The organism is Sphingorhabdus sp. SMR4y, from assembly GCF_002218195.1.
Lineage (GTDB): Bacteria > Pseudomonadota > Alphaproteobacteria > Sphingomonadales > Sphingomonadaceae > Parasphingorhabdus.
Map to the genome: position 1 here is coordinate 1,868,101 of NZ_CP022336.1, position 17,068 is coordinate 1,885,168.

A 17,068-nucleotide genomic window follows, 5' to 3' on the forward strand; every position below is an offset into this window, starting at 1 on the left:
AGTCTCCGTTACAGTTTCAGCCCTTTAACGGAAAAATGCACCAAAGGGAAAAATTAAGTACGGGAAAGATCAAGAAAGCGGGCCGCTGCCTCGAATTCGGCCTGCTTGCGATCCCGCAGGGCAACGGCCTGGTCATCCCGCCCCCACTGTTGTTCCTGCCAAAGCTCCTCGAGATTGACCAGCGGCCAGAGCGTAGCCGTGTCGTAGCGCTGTTCTACCAGTCCCAAAGTCGCGACCAGCGAACCGGACAGACCGACAAGCGACAACATGGGCGCCACGACAAAATCGGGCTGCGCCTCCACCGCAGCGGTCAGACGGGCAACGGTTTCTTCGGGCTGCGCCTGGTAACGGATGCCATGGATCAGGTTGAAGCCGACATCATAGCGTTGCCGAGCCCATTCCAGCAGCGGATCCCAATGGTCCGCCTGATGATCGATCAACGCCTGTTGCCCTTCATCGGCCCGATAATAGAGCATGTCGCTATCGGCAAAAGCCGCAATCCGGCCAACAATACGCGCACGTTCCCTGCCGACCTGGTCCAGCGCGCCTTGGGCCAGCGCTGTCAGCGGCATCGAAGCCGGCACAATATCCTCTTCCTGCACCGCCCATTCCGCGGCAATCGCATCGGCAAGAGCGGAATTCGGAACCGCCAGCGCATTACGCTGCGGTGTCTTCATCGGCCTGCCGTCGAGCAGGATAGCGATAGCGTCACCGGATGGGGACACCGACACGTCGTTGTAGAAGCGCTTCATGGACCGTTCGCGCCTTCTGCGGCTTTCGCCATTTCCTCTTCAGCAACCCGCGCGCGAATATATTTGCGGATGATCCAGACCGGCAGGACCCACATTTGGGCGAGACCGAGAATGATCAGCACATAGCCGGCAGGACCCGGAACCGGCGGCAGCTTGTCGAGCGCGATCGTCAGCCCCAGCATCACCAGCACCACGCCAAGCAGGCGGATGATACTGATCAGCCAGTGCACGGCTTTCGCCTGCTTTTCCTTCTCCGGGTCCGGAATATAGTCGTCCCGCTCGTCCAGGTCGTCAATCGGCTCGCTCATCGGTTCAATATTCCACTCAGATCCGCCATGGAGGCCGCCACTATTTCCGCACCGGCATCGCGCAGTTCATGCTCGTCATGATAGCCCCAGTCGACCCCGACCGGCCGCACTTTGGCATTGACGGCCATCGCCATGTCGAAACTGGTGTCGCCGATCATCGCCGTCGTATGGGGCGTCGCCCCGGCTTCCGCCATTGCCAGTTCCACCATGGCGGGATGAGGCTTGGAGGGGTGGCGATCCGCCGTCTGCAAGGTTACAAAGCGGTTGAGCAGACCATGGGTTTCCAGCACATGGTGCAGTCCGCGATCCGACTTGCCGGTGGCTACACCGAGGACCCAGCCGGATGCCTCCAATTCTTCCAATGTCTCGAGCAATCCCTCATAAAGGGGTTCATGCACGCCGCCCGCCTGGCGCAATTCGAAAAACCCGTCCTTATAGCTCTGGGTTACCGCCGCCACAGTCTGTTCGTCGCCTTCCGGGAGCAGTTGTGATACCGCCTCGATCAGGCTGAGACCGACAATCCGCCGCACCCGATGATGATCGGGCGGAACCAGACCGTGTTTCGCGAAGGCCTGATCCATCGAGGCGCAGATATTCGCCTGGCTGTCGACCATCGTGCCGTCGCAATCGAACAGGGCTAGCTTGTTGCTCATGTTTCTCCGAATTCCTGCATCAAATGGGCCATCGCCCGTCGACCGACGGCCTCCAGTGCAGCGGCAGCATTTTCTCGTGCCGCGGCCGGCTTGTTCTGGCCGAGCTTGGCGGTCGGGCGCCAGGCCAATATTTCCATTTCAAAGCCGACAATTGCATCGACCATCCGGTCGAATTTCGCGGCGTCCATCTTGTCGCGATGCCATGGCGTTTTCGGTGCCAGTTTCGCTTCATTCTGCTCTGCCAGATCGTCAAGCAGGCTGATCAGCCCTTCGCGTTCCATCTGCCGGACTGTGCCCTCAAGCTCCAGTGCCAGATAGTTCCAGGTCGGCACCTGATCGTCCATTTCATACCAGTCCGGACTGATATAGGCATCGGGTCCGTTGATCACACACAGCGCCCTGTGCCCGGCAATATGGCGGGTCAGCGCATTGCCGCGCGACAGATGGAACTGCAGCGCTCCGTCGCCGGTTGAAAAAAGCGGAACATGCGCCACCCTGGGCCCGTCCGGCGTCTCGGCAAAGACCATCCCGAAGCCGATATTGGCAATCATCGCCTCGAGCGCGGCCCGCTCGTCGGCGTCGTGGTGATTATTGGCGGATTTGGGCCATCGGAAGGCAGGATCGGGATGCATTATCTGGGCTTCTTGCGCAGCGCCTGTTTGACTTTTGCCTTGTGCGGCATGTTTTTCTTGTGCGTGGCCTTGCCGGCATTGGGCCGTTCGCGCTTGGTTGGCTTGCCGGCTTTCGTCGGCTTGCCCGTGACCTCTCCGCGACCGCGACGTTCGCCGCGCTTGTCCTTGCGGATCTGCTTGGCATGCGCTCTGGCCTGCTGCTTGCGGACCAGCTTGCCACCCGGCTTCTTCTCGTCAAGCGGCAGATCGCCGAGCAGCAAATCGAGCCCGAGATTGTCCACGGTTTCAGCAAAATGTGCAGGCAGATCTGCACTGACGTCGAGCGTGTGCCCGTCCGGATGCTCGATCCGCAACCGGCGAGCGTGCAGATGCATCTTGCGGCTGATCGTGCCGGTCAGGAAAGCGTCCTTGCCGCCATATTTTCCGTCGCCGACAATCGGGTGGCCGATCGCGGCCATATGGACGCGCAGCTGGTGGGTGCGTCCGGTATAGGGTTGCAATTCCACCCAGCAGGCCCGGTTACCGGCGCGTTCGATAATCCGGTAACGGGACTTGGCCGACTGACCGTTTTCCTCGTCGACGTGCATTTTCTCGCCACCGGAACCCGGCTGTTTGGAAAGCGGCAGGTCGATCATGCCATCGGCAATTTCCGGCACGCCCATCACAATCGCCCAGTAGACCTTGCGAACGTCGCGGCCCGAAAAGCGTTTGGAAAAGAAAGAAGCCGCGCCCGGCGAACGGGCCAGCAGGATAGCCCCGCTGGTGTCCTTGTCGAGCCGGTGGACCAGCTTCGGCCGGGACTTGGCATCAAAGGTCAGCGCATCGAGCAGGCCATCGAGATGAGTCGTTGTCTTGCTGCCGCCCTGGGTTGCCAGACCCGGCGGCTTGTTGACGATGATTGCGGCCTTGTCCTTGTGAATCACCAGTTCCCGGGCAAAATCGATCTGGTCCTGCGACAGGTCAGCCTTGGCCTTGGCAACGCGGCCCGGTCGCTCGATCTCCTGCGGCGGCACGCGCAAGATCTGCCCGGCCTGGACCCGGTCACCCGGGGACACTCTTTTACCGTCCAGCCGCAACTGCCCGGTCCGCGCCCAGCGCGAGACAATGTTGAAGGGGACATCTTCCATGTGCCGCTTGAACCAGCGATCCACCCGGATATCGTCATCATCGGCGGAGATCGTGAACTGACGGACATCGAGTGTCTTCAGCGCCTGCATCTGTTCCTTGGTCGAGCCCTGCGGCTTTTCTTCCTCGGAGCCGCTCTCGGCTGTGGGGTCAAAGCCGCTCATGCCAGCGCCCTCACGGCCATCAGGCCGGCAAAAAGGGCCAGCACGGAACCGACCACGGAGATCAGGGCATAGACGATTGCGACGCCCCATTGACTGCGCTCGATCATATTGAGAACTTCCAAACTAAAGGCCGAAAAAGTTGTAAAACCACCCAGCAGGCCAACGCCGAGCAAGAGCCGCCACGGCTCGTCGATAAAGCTACCGCGCGCCAGCACTCCGGCCAGCACGCCCATCAAGAGACCGCCAGTCACGTTGGCCACCAGCGTTCCGATGGGGTATCCCACGGGAGCAAGGTGAAAGACAAGTCGGCCGAGATGATAGCGTCCCGCCGCACCCATCGCACCGCCTGCCATGACAAGAAGGGTAGCGTTCATGGGCGTCCCTTAGTCGGCTTGCGCGGTTTTTCCAAGCATATCATTGGTCAGCCACAAGCGGATGGCGGTCGCCAGGCCCGGCGGTTGCTCTGCGGCGATGCGTTCGACGTCGATCCGGGCGACCAGAGCATTGACCGGCAGGTCGCGCGCGTCGGACGCGGCTTTCAGCATGTCCCAGAACAGCGGTTCCAGCGAAATCGACGTCTGATGCCCGGCGATGGTGATGCTCCGCTTGACCGGCGGATGGAAGATTTCGGTCGTTTCTAGAGCCACCCGGACAATTCCCGACGGACGAGCGCCTCCAGCATCTCCATTCCTATATCGCTGTCATTCAGGCAGGGCAGATAGGCGAATCTCTCGCCGCCGGCCGCCTGAAACTGCTCCTTGCCCCGGATCGCCAGCTCTTCGCAGGTTTCCAGACAATCGCTTGAGAAACCTGGAGCAAAAATCGCGATATTTTTCTTTCCCTGTCCGGGCAGCGCTTCCAGAGTGGTGTCGGTCGCCGGCTCGAGCCATTTGGCCCGGCCAAAACGCGACTGGAACGCCACGACCAGTTCCCGGCCGACCTTTTCGGACAGAAGCCGCGCGGTCTTCTGGCAATGGCAATGATAGGGATCACCCAGTTCCAGCGTCCGCTGGGGCATGCCGTGAAAGCTGGCGACGATCGCGTCGGGGACAAAATCCAGCGCAGCAAGATCGCGTTCCAGACTGGCCGCCAGCGCGTCGATATAGGCCGGATCGTCATGATAGGCGGGTAGCAACCGAATCGCCGGCTGCCAGCGCATAGCGGCAATCGCATCAAAGACAGCGTCATGCACGCTGGCCGTGGTGGCGCCGCTATATTGCGGATAGAGCGGCGCGATCAATATGCGATCGCATCCTGCCTGCTTCATCGCATCCAGCCGGGAGGCTATGCTGGGATTGCCGTAGCGCATCGCCCAGTCGACCATTACCCCGTCGATTTTGGGGACGAGCTTTTCGGCCTGCTTGCGCGTATAGGATGCCAGCGGCGAGCCATCCTCGGTCCAGACCAGGCCATAAGCCTCGGCGGATTTGGCCGGACGGGTGTTGAGAATGATTCCGCGTAAAATCGGCTGCCAGACAATCGAGGGTATCTCGACCACTCTCTTGTCCGACAAAAACTGCTTGAGATAGCGTTTGACCGCTTTCTTTTCCGGCGCATCGGGGGTGCCGAGATTGACCAGCAACAGGCCTATTTTCTTCGCCGCTACGGGCGGATGATCCTTGGGCAATGGTCCGGTTTCGCGCATGATTTAAGATACTTCCCCAAAAAGTGGTAATTGGCGGAGCCGCACGCCGGTTGCCGAGTACAGGGCGTTGGCAACCGCCGGTGCTACCGCCGGCACACCAAGCTCTTCATAACCGGCAGGCTCCTCCTCGCTCCGGACAAATTCTATCTGGATCGGCGGAATTTCGGCGAGCCGAGGCAAAGACAGGTCACTCAGCCGCTTGGCCGTTGGCAGCCCTTTTTCGAAACGCGTCGCGCTGCCCAGCGCCATCGCCAGGCCGAAGATAATGCCACCCTCGATCTGTTGCCTGGCAATATCGGGGTGAATGATCCGGCCGATGTCGACGCTCGCCGAAATGCGGCGGACCTCGAGGCCGCTGCCCCCTCTGCTGGCGCTTGCAATGACCGCGATATGTCCACCGCGCATGCTGTGACAGGCGATTCCCTGACCACTGCGATCCAGACCGCCGTCCCATCCAGCCATGGCCGCGACGCTGGTCAGGCAGCGGGCCAGTCTCGGCGCATTGTTCATCATCTGCATGCGAAAGGACAAGGGCTCGACGCCGGCTTTTCCCGCCAGTTCGTCAATGAAGGATTCAAGATAGAAAACATTGCTGCTGTGGGCGTTGCTGCGCCAGTTGCCGGTCGGCACGCCGACAAAGGCACTATGATGGTCGACCGTCAGATTGGGAATGTCATAGGGTATATCGAGCCCCGCGATCGCCTTGCTATCGGTTTCACCGATCGAAGCGCGCATCGCCTCAATCCCGTCCATGCCGTCAAACAGGCGCTTCGCCTGTTCCCGGGCCGATGGCGGGGCCGCGATCTTGATCTGCATCGCCTCCACGCGGCCCGATTTGGCCATGGCGGCGTCGAACCGCGCCTGACTCGGTGCCCGGCAATGGTCGTGCATGATATCTTCTGCGCGAGACCAGACCAGTTGCACCGGCCGGCCCATCTGTTTCGCGATCAGCGCAACCTGTGCGGCAATTTCATTGTCAAGATTGCGGTCGAACGAACCGCCGCTAAGCATCGGGTATAGCGTGACCCGGTCCTGCCGGATATCCAGCGCTCTGGCAGCCGCCTGCACCGCTGCAACCGGCGCCTGGGTTGCCATCCAGAGTTCCAGACCGCCATCCTTATATTCTGCCGTGGCGGTCCGCGTCTCGATCGGTGCGTGGAGCGCGGCATTGGCATGATAGCGCGCCCGAAACAGGTTTTCGCCGGTGAACGCGCCCTTGGTTTCCCCCCGTGACAGGAAGCGTGTTCCCGGCCCGTCTTCCAGTGCCTCATTCAACAATGCGTCGATCCGGTCGCTTTCGGCCATGAAACCCCTGGTTTCAAAAATCGGGCTGATCTTGTCGAGCGCCCGGTTGGCAGCCCACCAGTTGGTTGCGACCGTCGCGATCCATTTGTCGCCCTTGACCACGTCGATAAAGCCGGTGATCTTGCCAGCCCCGGCCCGGTTGAAGGATTTCAGTCTTGTCTCTCCGATCGGCCCCTGCCTGATAGCGGCATAGACCATGTCCGGGATCCGGACGTCGCCGGCGAAATTGGCCGATCCGTCAAGCTTGCTGGGCAGATCGAGACGCGGCACATCCTGTCCGATCAGGCTGCCGGCTCCCGCTGTCCGCAGCGGCACGGGATCGGGCAGACTCTGACTTGCCGCATCGCGAACCAGCTCGCCGAACCGCAGGTTCTTTTCACCATTAGAGATAATGCCGTTTTCCACCGCACAGGCTTCCCATGCAACATCCCATCTGGTCGCAGCCGCCTTGGTCAGCAAGACGCGCGCCGCCGCTCCTGCTTCGCGGAAACTTGCCGCGAAAGCCGGGATGGAAGTGGAATCAGCGGTAATCATGAACTGCTCGCGGATCGCAACATTCTGCGCGACCCAGCGGACCACGGCATTCTCCGCCAATTTTTCGCTACCTGTTGGCAACAGCGTTTCGGCCCATTGCTCGGCCAGCGGGATATTGCTGTAGAGCGGGTTGATCGGCGCCGGCTCTACCGCGACAGTCCGCCAGTCAGCCCCCAGCTCGTCCGCCAATATTTGCGGCAATATCGTGTAGACACCCTGCCCCATTTCACTTTGCGGCACGACCACCGTGACCTGCCCGTCCTCGGCTATTTTCAGAAATGCGCCGAAAACCTGTTCATTCTCGGTCGCGGCGACATTGGGCTCATAGCGGCGCGGCCAGACCGCCCAGGCTACCAGTAGTCCGCCAAGGGCGCCGCCACCGATCAGGAATTTGCGACGGTTCAATCCGTTCGCTGTTTTTTCAGGCTGCGCAATGTCAGGTTCAGCCGTCATCGACTTATTTCAGCAGACCCAAGCGCGGAATGTCGATCTTCGGACAACGGTCCATGACAACATCGAGACCGGCTTGGCTCGCGCGCTGTGCCGCCGCTTCATTTATCACCCCAAGTTGCATCCACACCGATTTCGCGCCGATTGCAATGGCCTCGTCGACGACATCTCCCGCCGCTTCGGAATTGCGGAAAATATCAACCATATCAATCTCGCCGCCAATCGCGGTCAGGGAACCTGCCACTGTCCGACCGTGCAACTGCTGACCGGCAAGTCCGGGATTGACTGGCACCACGTCATAGCCCTGATCCAAAAGAAATTTGAGAATCCGGTTGCTATCCCGTTCGGGCTTTGCCGAAGCTCCGACCAGCGCGATACGCCGCGTCGATGTCAGCAATTCGGTAATATCCTGATCATTTTCCAGCAGCATGTCGCCCTCTTTCCTGCTTATTGATTATCCAGCCATGTCGCCAGCTTTCGGGCAATATCACGAAAAGCCTGTCCGTGCACATCGTCGCGACAGGCCGGTGGCATTCCGCCGTCGCTGGATTTGCGAATTTCGATATCGAGAGGAACTCGCCCGAGAAACGGCATATCCATTGTCTTCGCTGCCGCTTCCGCTCCGCCTGCCCCGAAGGGATCGCTGACTTCACCGCAATGCGGGCATTGATAGCCGGCCATATTCTCGACCATGCCGACGATCGGGATCTTGGCCTGGTTGAACAGATCAACCGCACGCGTCGCGTCCATCAGTGCCAGATCCTGCGGTGTCGACACAATCACCGCGCCCACCGGCTTGTGATGCTGCATCATCGACAATTGCACGTCGCCGGTACCGGGCGGCATGTCGACGATCAGCTCCTCGACATCCCCCCAATGCGCGTCAACCAGTTGCTCCAAAGCCTTGCCGGCCATCGGTCCGCGCCAGGCAATAGCCTGTCCCGGTTTGGCCAGATGCCCCATCGACAATACCGGCACGTCATATTCATTCGGCACCGGAATCAACTGCTTGCCTTCCGCTTCGGGCCGCTGTCCTTCACAGCGGAGCAGGCGCGGCTGGGACGGACCATAAATGTCCGCATCAACCATCCCGACCTTGCGGCCGAGCTGCTGCATGGCAATTGCCAGATTGGTGGACAATGTGGACTTTCCGACGCCGCCCTTTCCGCTGGCCACGGCTATCAGGCGGCGCTCGACCTTCTCTGCGGTCATCGCGATATCGACTTTCTCGATACCGTCCAGCGCCAGCAGTTTGCCTTTCACGGCAATCTCGATCTGGCCGCGCTCGCGCACGTCCAGCCCGCCAACATTGAGCACCAGAGTGATCCGGCCTTCGGTAAATTTTACGGCGCTGAAACGGCCCTTGGCAACGTCATCGAGCGCTGCTTCGATTGTGGAAATATCAGTCATCGGATCGACATAGTTACACTTTTCTCGGATTGACACTGTTTTTCTGGCGGCGCGCTACCTATAAAGAAACTATGAATGAAAATATTAACGGTGACGCACGCCGCAAATCGATTTTGGGCTCAATTTTGAATATGGCCGGCCCTTGGGGCAATGACGGCGACGGCGGCAATGGTGGCGGCAGTGGCGGTGGTCCGCGCAACCCCTGGGGCAACCCCGCCGGCGGCTCGTCCGGCGGTGGCCGCAAAGGCGCCGGCTCTCTCGAGGAACTGTTCAAAAAGGGCACTGGCGGCGGCTTCAGGGGCGGCATTCCCAAGCGCCCGGGCGGACGCTCCTGGTGGCCTCTCATGGCGATCGGCTTCATTGTTCTTTGGGTGTTGCTGACCAGCATCCACCGCGTCAGTCCTCAGGAACGCGGCGTCGTGACTTTTCTAGGATCCTATTCCCGTACGCTGCAGCCTGGCCTGCATTTCTCGCTGCCCACGCCGCTGGAGCAAGTCATCAAGCTGGATGTCGAGGACATCCGGACCATAGATATTCCGGAAGGGGAATCCGAAAAGCTGATCCTTACCGGCGACCAGAATATTGTCGATCTCGCCTATTCGGTACGCTGGAACATAAAGGCACCGGAACTGTTCCTGTTCCAGATCGCCGAACCGGAAGAAACGATCAAGGAAGTCGCCGAAGCGGCAATGCGGGCAGCGGTGGCCAATTTCACGCTGGACGACACGATCGGTTCCGAACGGACCGAGATCGAGCAGCAGGTGGAGCAGAATATGCAGCAGTTGCTCGATGGTTATGGCGCGGGTGTGGTCATTCGCGGTATCGCGATCAAGAAGGCCGATCCACCGGCTGCGGTCAACGACGCGTTCAAGGAAGTATCCGCCGCACAGCAGACAGCCCAGACCTATCTCAACGAAGCGCGTGCCTATGCGCAGCAGCTAACCGCGCAGGCACAGGGTGAATCCGCCGCCTTTGACAAGGTTTACGAAGAATATCGGCTGGCCCCGACCGTGACCCGCCAGCGCATGTATTATGAAACGATGGAACGGGTCCTTTCCAAAGTTGACAAGACCGTAGTCGAGGCGCGGGGCGTGACCCCCTATCTCGCTTTACCCGAGTTGAAGAAACGCGCGCAGCAACCCGCGATAACAACCGTGGAGGGCAAATAATGGGACAGATCATGAAAAATCCCGTCGCGCTCGGCGTGATTGTCATCGCCGCGCTGTTCATCTTGCTGAACACCATCGTCATCGTGCCGGAAACACGGCAAGGCGTAGTGGTCCAGCTTGGCGAGCCCAAGCGGATCGTCAATCGTTACCAGTCCGGCGAGGCCTTTGGTGAAACCGGGGCCGGCCTGATCGCCAAGATTCCGTTTTTTGAACAGATCGTTTGGATCGACAAGCGCATCCGCGACGTCGAGATGGAACAGCAGCAGGTGCTGTCGACCGACCAGCTTCGCTTGCAGGTCGATGCCTTTGCCCGTTTCCGGATCACCGATCCGCTGCGCATGTATATCGCTGCCGGCAGTGAAGAGCGGGTTTCCGACGAACTCCGGCCGATCCTGGGTTCTGCTTTAAGAAACGAACTCGGCAAACGGCCTTTTGCCGCCCTGCTGAGCCCGGAACGCGGCCAGGTCATGGACAATATCCAGGCCGGCCTCAACCGGGTTGCCCGCCAATATGGTGCCGAGATTGTCGATGTGCGGATCAAGCGCGCCGATCTCCCCGATGGCACGCCACTCGACAGCGCCTATCAGCGGATGCGGACTGCGCGCGATCAGGAAGCACGTACGATCCGCGCGCAAGGCGCAAAGCAGGCCCAGATCATTCGCGCCGAGGCTGATGCCAGCGCCGCGCGGACCTATGCCGAAAGCTTTGGCAAGGACCCGCAATTCTATGATTTCTACCGCGCCATGAAGAGTTATGAGACGACCTTCCAGGACAATGGTGAAAATGGTCCGCAAAGCTCGTTCGTGCTGTCGCCCGACAACGAATATCTGCGCCAGTTCCGGGGCCGGTAAGGCATCTTGCCCTCCCATCGCGAGATTATCGACGCCTATTATACCGCTTTATCGGTGATGGACGTCGATGGTTTCGAGGCGCTGCACCATCCCGATGTTGTTTATAATGTCTCGGGGAACACGATCATCTCCGGGCGCTATGACAGCTTCGCCGCCCTGAAAGCGGTTTTGCCGGCCATATTCGAGGCTCTGGATTTCGAGTGCTTTCGCTTTGCGGAAAAATGGCGGGTGATGAACGACAGTCCGGAGGGCGCAACCGCCATCATGGAAGCTAGGGGAATCGCCCGAAACGGGCAGCGCTACGACCAGCGCTACGTTCATATCTTTTCATTTTGCGACGGAAAAATCGTGTCGGTTCACGAATTTTTCGATACGCAGTTGGCCAATGACGCTCTCGGTTTTTCGGGAAAGCCGAAGTTCGAAACCGACGGTCCATTCGAGTTCTGACATCAGGGTCGTTCGACGATGCAGTCATCGACTACAAACGTCATCTTTTCTGCACAATGCCGGTTTTTTTCTGCGAAACACCGATTACCGGCTTGCGAAAGCGCTTTTGCTCACCCAAATAGGTTGGCAACGGGAATGTCCCGCAGTTCTGCGCTAAAGATCGGCGGACATATATGCTAATATTCAATATCCGTTCATGAAAATTGCGCCATTCATTCCGCGATTTTTGAACGGATCTGGCGGTTACAATCGATTTGTCCCGCGAGAAATTTGAGAGGAAGATAATGGTGCGTTACGCTTACGGAATTTCAGCAGCTTTGCTTTTGGCCGGCAGTGCAGCAACTCTGGCCGGGATCGGTCCGGCTGGAGCCCAGACCGCCGCCAACGACAGCTCGGTGATGCGCAACGTCGTACCGCGCGCAGGCGCGCCGATGAGCTTTGCCGACCTGACGGAACAGTTACAGCCCGCCGTGGTCAATATCTCCACCACCCAGCGCGTGCGGGTCAACAACAACCCGTTCGCAGGCACGCCATTTGATGGCCTGTTCGGCAACCGCCAGCGCGGCGGCGGTGCCCAAACCCGCGAAGCGCAATCGCTGGGTTCCGGCTTCATCATTTCGGCCGACGGCTATGTTGTCACCAACAATCATGTGGTCGCACCGGGCAACCGCAATGCGACAATCGAGTCGATCACCGTGATCATGCCGGACCGCACCGAATATGAGGCCGAGCTCGTCGGTCGTGATGCCGCATCCGATATCGCGGTGCTCAAGATCAAGGCCAGCAAGCCCCTTCCCTTCGTCAAATTCGGTGACAGCACCAGCGCCCGGGTCGGCGACTGGGTCATTGCCATCGGCAATCCATTTGGACTCGGCGGAACGGTAACCACCGGAATCCTGTCAGCCATCCACAGGAACACCGGCCAGGGCGGCGCCTATGACCGCTTCCTGCAGACCGATGCGTCGATCAACCGCGGAAACAGCGGTGGACCGATGTTCGATCTTAACGGCAATGTCATCGGCATCAACAATGCGATCATTTCGCCGACCGGCGGCAATGTCGGTATTGGCTTTGCCATTCCTGCGGAAGTCGCCGCGCCGATTGTCGAAACCCTGAAGGAAGGAAAGGCCATCGAACGCGGTTATCTCGGCGTACAGATCAGCGCCCTTTCTGAAGATTTGGCCGACTCCCTGGGGCTCGAAAAGAACCGGGGTGAATTTGTCCAGCGGGTCGAACCTGGTGAAGCGGCGGCCAAGGCCGGCATTCTGGCGGGCGACGTGATCACCAAGGTGAACGGCAAGACGGTAACACCGGATCAGACCCTGTCCTATCTGGTAACCAATCTTCCGATTGGCACCGAAGTTCCGATCGAGCTGATCCGCAACGGCAAGACGATCAAGGTCAACGCCAAGCTTGGCAAGCGCCCATCCGAAGAAGAACTGGCCGGCAGCACATTCGATCCGGACGCCGAAGATGATGCCATGGGCCAGAGTGACGATGGCACCAGTGCGCAAGCAACCGCCGATGCGCTGGGACTGTCAGTGATCGATCTGACGCCGGCAATCGCCCGGCAAATCGGTGTTCCATCAACGCAAAAAGGCGTAGTGGTAACCACCGTCAATCCGAACAGCGATGCAGCCCAGAAAGGCATCAGACGCGGATTTCTGATCACCAGCGTCAACCGCAAGCCGGTGACCACCGTGGCCGAACTGGACGAAGCGATCAGCGACGCGACTCGTTCGAACCGGGAGGCTGTGCTTCTGCAGATCCGCCGCGGCGCTCGCCAGCCTGTCTTTGTCGCGGTCCGGCTACAGGACAGCTAAACGCATATAAACACATGTAACAGACAAGGGCTGGCGCTTGACGCCGGCCCTTTTTTTGCGTCAAGTCGGGACTAGCTTTGCAATATGATTGAGGGGATCCGCCTATGGCCGATGCAACAGAAATTTTTCTCGGACTGGGCGGTGGCGAACGGCAAAGCCTCAACCTTTCCCGCGCCAACCGCCACGGCCTGATCGCCGGCGCAACCGGTACCGGTAAGACGGTCACGCTACAGGGCCTGGCCGAAAGCTTCTCGGCCAATGGCGTTCCGGTATTCGTTGCCGATGTCAAAGGTGATCTGTCCGGCGTATCAATGGCCGGTTCCCCGCAATTCAAACATGCCGACAAGCTGGAAGGGCGCGCCGAGGAACTCGGCATGGATGACTATGCCTATTCCGACAATCCGGCGATATTCTGGGATCTCTACGGCAAGCAGGGCCACCCGATCCGGACCACGATCACGGAAATGGGACCGCTGCTGCTGGCCCGCCTGATGGACCTGAACGATACACAGGAAGGCGTGCTCAATATTGTTTTCCGCTTTGCCGATGAAGAAGGATTGTTGCTGCTCAATCTCGACGACCTGCAGTCGATGCTCGCCTATACGGCGGAAAATGCGAAGCAGTTGTCCGCCAAATATGGCAATGTCAGCAAGGCCAGCGTCGGCGCCATACAGCGCCAGCTGCTCCAGCTCGACAGCCAGGGCGCGGGGCAGTTTTTTGGTGAACCCGCTCTCGAGATCGACGATTTCCTGAAATGTGATGATCAGGGCCGCGGCTATATCAACATCCTCGCCGCCGACCAGCTGATGCGCAGCCCGAAACTCTATGCAACCTTCCTGCTCTGGCTGCTCGCCGAGCTGTTCGAAAGCCTGCCGGAAGTCGGCGATCCGAAAAAACCGAAGCTGGTATTCTTCTTTGATGAAGCGCATTTGCTGTTCGATGATGCCCCCAAGGCGCTGGAAGACAAGATCGAACAGGTTGTGCGCCTGATCCGGTCGAAAGGTGTCGGGGTCTATTTCGTCACCCAGAATCCGGTCGACATTCCCCAGGAGGTTGCCGGACAGCTTGGCAATCGCGTGCAGCACGCGCTGCGCGCATTCACCCCGCGCGACAAGAAAGCCATCAAGGCGGCCGCCGACACGTTCCGGATCAACCCCGAGCTGGATGTGGAGGAAGCCATTACAGAATTGCGGGTTGGTGAAGCGCTCGTCTCGACATTGCTGGAGGATGGCGCGCCCTCGATCGTCGAGCGGACGCTGATCAAGCCGCCCCGCTCACGCCTCGGGCCGGTTTCACCCAAGGAGCGGGCGATTATCAACTCCATCTCCCCCTATGAAGGCAAATATGACACCGAAATAGACCGGCAAAGCGCTGAGGAAATTCTGGCGCAAAAGGTGATCGACGCCACAGAAACCGCCAAAGAGGTCGAGGAAAAGGGCGAGGAAGAAGTCCGCAAACAACCACGCAAGAGCAAGAGTATCTGGGAGAAGGCGCTCAGCCGAGGCGCAAAAGTGGCGATGGGTTCGGCAGCAGGTATGGCCGCGTCGACCATGCTCGGCAAAAAATCACGGGCGAACCCGGTGCGGACCGGCGTGACGTCCGCGGTCGGTTCCGTGGTGACGGATCTGGCGGGGCCGGTTGCAGGACGCTTCGTCCGCAATCTGATCGGCGGGCTAATGCGCTAACCGGCGCAGTCCCCGTAGCCCCTAGTCCTTGCTGCCCAGGAAACGTGCGACAATATCCTTCGCCAGACGGGTCGGGCGCAAGGTGTCCGCGTCAATACAGCACCAGCTCGACTGGACTTCGGCCAAAACCTCTTCGCCCCGCCGGATGACGGTGCTGTAGAAGGCGCGCGCACCGTGGACTTTTTCCAGCAACACTTCGGCGATAACGTCATCTTCCAGAAACGCCGGCTTGCGATAGGTGATCTCATGCTTGAGCGCCACCCAGAGATGGGCAGCGACCGCTTCGGAGGGTGCGAATTTCTGCCAGTGAGCGACCACGGCATCCTGCACCCAGGTCAGATAATTGGCATTATTGACATGGCCCATGAAATCAATGTCGGACGGTTCGATGGCAATGCTATGATGATGTGTAATACTGCTCATATCGACAATATATAAGAATGACCGTGGCCGATTGATAGGGCAAAGTCGATTCTATTCCCGAATACGGCAAAGCGGGGAGATGTCAGCCCCGAACAAGCTTGAATTGCTCGAACGCCAATGGTTGATCCATCGTGAAGCTTGAAAAACCTGTTGCGCCGTCTACCGCCGACAGCAATTCATCCACCGCCGCTTTGTCGCCGTCCGCCAAACCCCGATAATAATCCAGTGGCCGCTGCAGCATCCACAGGCTAAACGGCGGCGCAATCCGCTGTCCGGTCACGCCCTCGATCGTAAAATCCGCCATGCCAACGGCGCGCGGAATTTCCGTATCCGGGTTGGCCTCGTTCCAGGCGCTGAACAGATCAGCGGTTTTCTGCAGGAACGGCGTCTGCTCCCGCATCATTCTTGCCAATACGGGAAACAGGCTCTGCGGAACCGTGTCATCCGGCAAAAATTCTCCCGACAATGGCTCTCGCACATTCACCATCCGTTCGACCCACGCAGCCACGTTCGGCGCTAGCCGTTTCATGATCTCGCCCGACGCGGGATCGCGATATAAATGGGCATAAAGCGGACCGATCAGACCATAATCACCAATCGAGGGCCGCGAGCCCAGCAGAAAATCATATTGTGCAAAATGCCGGTCGAGATCGGCGAGAAGCGCTTCATAGCCAGCCTCGATCGCAGGGATGGTCTGCTCGCTGATCCCCAATATCGGGCAAAAACCCTTGAACGTCTGGCCCCGCTCGCGACCGATTGCCAGCTGCTCTTCCCTGCTCGCTTCGGGGGCTGCAACCGCCCCGAATTCGCCGTAGACCCATTCTTCGTTATAGTTCCAGCGATAATGCATCGCCGGAATCACCAGCCATTCATCGCCGAACACTTCCGCCAGCAGCGCCACCAGCCTCTGTCTGGGCGTATCGGGATAAACGGATGGTCCGCCGATCTCCGCCTCGAAATGGTCGATGATAAGCGTTGTGTCCTGAAGGGTTTCGTCGTCTTCGGTAACCATCACGGGAATCACCGGGCGACCGACTCTGGGGACGATGATCGTCTTGTAAACCTCGGTGGTACTGAGAAATTCTTCGTAATCCACCCCCTTCCAGTCGAGATAGGCCCGCGCCTTGCCCGAATAGAGGGAGAGTTGTCCGCCGTAGAACTTATGCGGCATCAACCGCGGCCCCGGTAAGACGCGACGCCCTGATCCGGGATCCAGAGCCCCTTGGGCGGCTCGCCCGACTGCCAGAAAACGTCAATCGGTATGCCGCCACGCGGATACCAATAGCCGCCAATCCGCAGCCATTTCGGTTGCATCTCGTCGAACAGGCGCTTGCCGATGCCGACCGTGCAATCCTCGTGAAAGGCGGCATGATTGCGGAACGATCCGAGAAACAGCTTGAGCGATTTCGACTCCACAATCGTTTCGCCCGGCGCATAGTCGATCACCAGATGGGCAAAATCCGGCTGCCCCGTAACCGGACAAAGCGAGGTAAATTCGGGGGCCGCGAAGCGAGTCAAATATAATTCGCCCACGCGCGGATTAGGCACATAGTCCAGCTCTGCCGTTTCGGGAGATTCTGGCAACGCACTATCCTGTCCAAGATATCGCGGTGCCGTTTTTTTGGATTCATCATCGGTCATGCAAACCATCTAGAGCAGCGCGCGCGCGATGTCATCAATCCCTGACGCTAT

General features: G+C 59.3%; 19 protein-coding genes. 5 read left to right on the forward strand and 14 right to left on the reverse strand.

Annotation, left to right across the window (positions count from 1 at the left end; all coding sequences use genetic code 11):
* Positions 1-53: 53 nt before the first annotated feature.
* Genes SPHFLASMR4Y_RS08880 through SPHFLASMR4Y_RS08930 form a run of 11 tightly spaced genes read right to left on the reverse strand, consistent with a single transcriptional unit; the run spans position 54 to position 8,978 of the window.
* Positions 54-752: an ATP12 family chaperone protein gene (locus SPHFLASMR4Y_RS08880; protein WP_089133218.1), complete on the reverse strand. Its 699-nt coding sequence runs from the start codon at positions 750-752 to the stop codon at positions 54-56.
* Entirely contained in the window at positions 749-1,060 is a 312-nt protein-coding gene (locus SPHFLASMR4Y_RS08885) for a hypothetical protein (protein ID WP_089133219.1), read from the reverse strand. The genes SPHFLASMR4Y_RS08880 and SPHFLASMR4Y_RS08885 overlap by 4 nt, the downstream gene beginning before the upstream one ends.
* Positions 1,057-1,713: an HAD-IA family hydrolase gene (locus SPHFLASMR4Y_RS08890; protein WP_089133220.1), complete on the reverse strand. Its 657-nt coding sequence runs from the start codon at positions 1,711-1,713 to the stop codon at positions 1,057-1,059. Before SPHFLASMR4Y_RS08890 ends, SPHFLASMR4Y_RS08885 begins: the two co-directional genes overlap by 4 nt.
* A complete protein-coding gene (locus SPHFLASMR4Y_RS08895) occupies positions 1,710-2,345 on the reverse strand; it encodes an FMN-binding negative transcriptional regulator (protein WP_089133221.1) in 636 nt (211 codons plus the stop codon). Before SPHFLASMR4Y_RS08895 ends, SPHFLASMR4Y_RS08890 begins: the two co-directional genes overlap by 4 nt.
* The gene (locus SPHFLASMR4Y_RS08900; RefSeq protein ID WP_089133222.1) at positions 2,345-3,724 is read right to left on the reverse strand and encodes an RluA family pseudouridine synthase; all 1,380 of its coding nucleotides are present in this window, start codon (positions 3,722-3,724) and stop codon (positions 2,345-2,347) included. Before SPHFLASMR4Y_RS08900 ends, SPHFLASMR4Y_RS08895 begins: the two co-directional genes overlap by 1 nt.
* A complete protein-coding gene (gene crcB, locus SPHFLASMR4Y_RS08905) occupies positions 3,631-4,008 on the reverse strand; it encodes a fluoride efflux transporter CrcB (protein ID WP_089133223.1) in 378 nt (125 codons plus the stop codon). Before crcB ends, SPHFLASMR4Y_RS08900 begins: the two co-directional genes overlap by 94 nt.
* 9 nt (positions 4,009-4,017) lie before the next feature.
* Positions 4,018-4,281, reverse strand: coding sequence for a ribbon-helix-helix domain-containing protein (locus SPHFLASMR4Y_RS08910; RefSeq protein WP_089133224.1), 264 nt, complete (start codon positions 4,279-4,281; stop codon positions 4,018-4,020).
* Positions 4,272-5,279, reverse strand: coding sequence for a ferrochelatase (gene hemH / locus SPHFLASMR4Y_RS08915; RefSeq protein WP_089133225.1), 1,008 nt, complete (start codon positions 5,277-5,279; stop codon positions 4,272-4,274). Before hemH ends, SPHFLASMR4Y_RS08910 begins: the two co-directional genes overlap by 10 nt.
* A gap of 3 nt (positions 5,280-5,282) precedes the next feature.
* Entirely contained in the window at positions 5,283-7,571 is a 2,289-nt protein-coding gene (locus SPHFLASMR4Y_RS08920; protein WP_186265903.1) for a xanthine dehydrogenase family protein molybdopterin-binding subunit, read from the reverse strand.
* A gap of 4 nt (positions 7,572-7,575) precedes the next feature.
* On the reverse strand, positions 7,576-7,998 hold the full coding sequence (locus SPHFLASMR4Y_RS08925; RefSeq protein WP_089133226.1) for a CoA-binding protein: 423 nt from the start codon (positions 7,996-7,998) through the stop codon (positions 7,576-7,578).
* Positions 7,999-8,015: 17 nt separating this feature from the next.
* Positions 8,016-8,978 (reverse strand): Mrp/NBP35 family ATP-binding protein, encoded by a 963-nt coding sequence (locus tag SPHFLASMR4Y_RS08930; protein ID WP_089133227.1) that lies wholly within the window; start codon positions 8,976-8,978, stop codon positions 8,016-8,018.
* A 131-nt stretch (positions 8,979-9,109) separates the two neighbouring features.
* Between SPHFLASMR4Y_RS08930 and hflK the strand changes: the two genes are divergently transcribed.
* The 5 genes from hflK (at position 9,110) to SPHFLASMR4Y_RS08955 (ending at position 14,953) form a co-directional block, all read left to right on the forward strand.
* Complete coding sequence (gene hflK, locus SPHFLASMR4Y_RS08935; protein ID WP_089134791.1) at positions 9,110-10,147, forward strand: FtsH protease activity modulator HflK; 1,038 nt, start codon at positions 9,110-9,112, stop codon at positions 10,145-10,147.
* 11 nt (positions 10,148-10,158) lie between these two features.
* On the forward strand, positions 10,159-10,998 hold the full coding sequence (hflC, locus tag SPHFLASMR4Y_RS08940) for a protease modulator HflC (protein ID WP_409928890.1): 840 nt from the start codon (positions 10,159-10,161) through the stop codon (positions 10,996-10,998).
* 6 nt (positions 10,999-11,004) lie between these two features.
* Positions 11,005-11,445 (forward strand): nuclear transport factor 2 family protein, encoded by a 441-nt coding sequence (locus tag SPHFLASMR4Y_RS08945; RefSeq protein ID WP_089133229.1) that lies wholly within the window; start codon positions 11,005-11,007, stop codon positions 11,443-11,445.
* 284 nt (positions 11,446-11,729) lie between these two features.
* The gene (locus SPHFLASMR4Y_RS08950) at positions 11,730-13,268 is read left to right on the forward strand and encodes a Do family serine endopeptidase (RefSeq protein WP_089133230.1); all 1,539 of its coding nucleotides are present in this window, start codon (positions 11,730-11,732) and stop codon (positions 13,266-13,268) included.
* Positions 13,269-13,372: 104 nt separating this feature from the next.
* Positions 13,373-14,953 (forward strand): helicase HerA-like domain-containing protein, encoded by a 1,581-nt coding sequence (locus tag SPHFLASMR4Y_RS08955; protein WP_089133231.1) that lies wholly within the window; start codon positions 13,373-13,375, stop codon positions 14,951-14,953.
* 21 nt (positions 14,954-14,974) lie between these two features.
* Here SPHFLASMR4Y_RS08955 and SPHFLASMR4Y_RS08960 read toward each other — a convergent pair whose 3' ends face one another.
* The 3 genes from SPHFLASMR4Y_RS08960 to queF form a co-directional block, all read right to left on the reverse strand.
* Positions 14,975-15,376: an acyl-CoA thioesterase gene (locus tag SPHFLASMR4Y_RS08960; RefSeq protein ID WP_089133232.1), complete on the reverse strand. Its 402-nt coding sequence runs from the start codon at positions 15,374-15,376 to the stop codon at positions 14,975-14,977.
* Positions 15,377-15,458: 82 nt separating this feature from the next.
* Positions 15,459-16,547 carry a glutathione S-transferase family protein gene (locus tag SPHFLASMR4Y_RS08965; RefSeq protein WP_089133233.1) on the reverse strand — a complete coding sequence of 363 codons (1,089 nt, stop codon included), beginning with the start codon at positions 16,545-16,547 and terminating at the stop codon, positions 15,459-15,461.
* Positions 16,547-17,017 (reverse strand): preQ(1) synthase, encoded by a 471-nt coding sequence (gene queF / locus SPHFLASMR4Y_RS08970; protein ID WP_089134792.1) that lies wholly within the window; start codon positions 17,015-17,017, stop codon positions 16,547-16,549. Before queF ends, SPHFLASMR4Y_RS08965 begins: the two co-directional genes overlap by 1 nt.
* Positions 17,018-17,068: the final 51 nt, after the last annotated feature.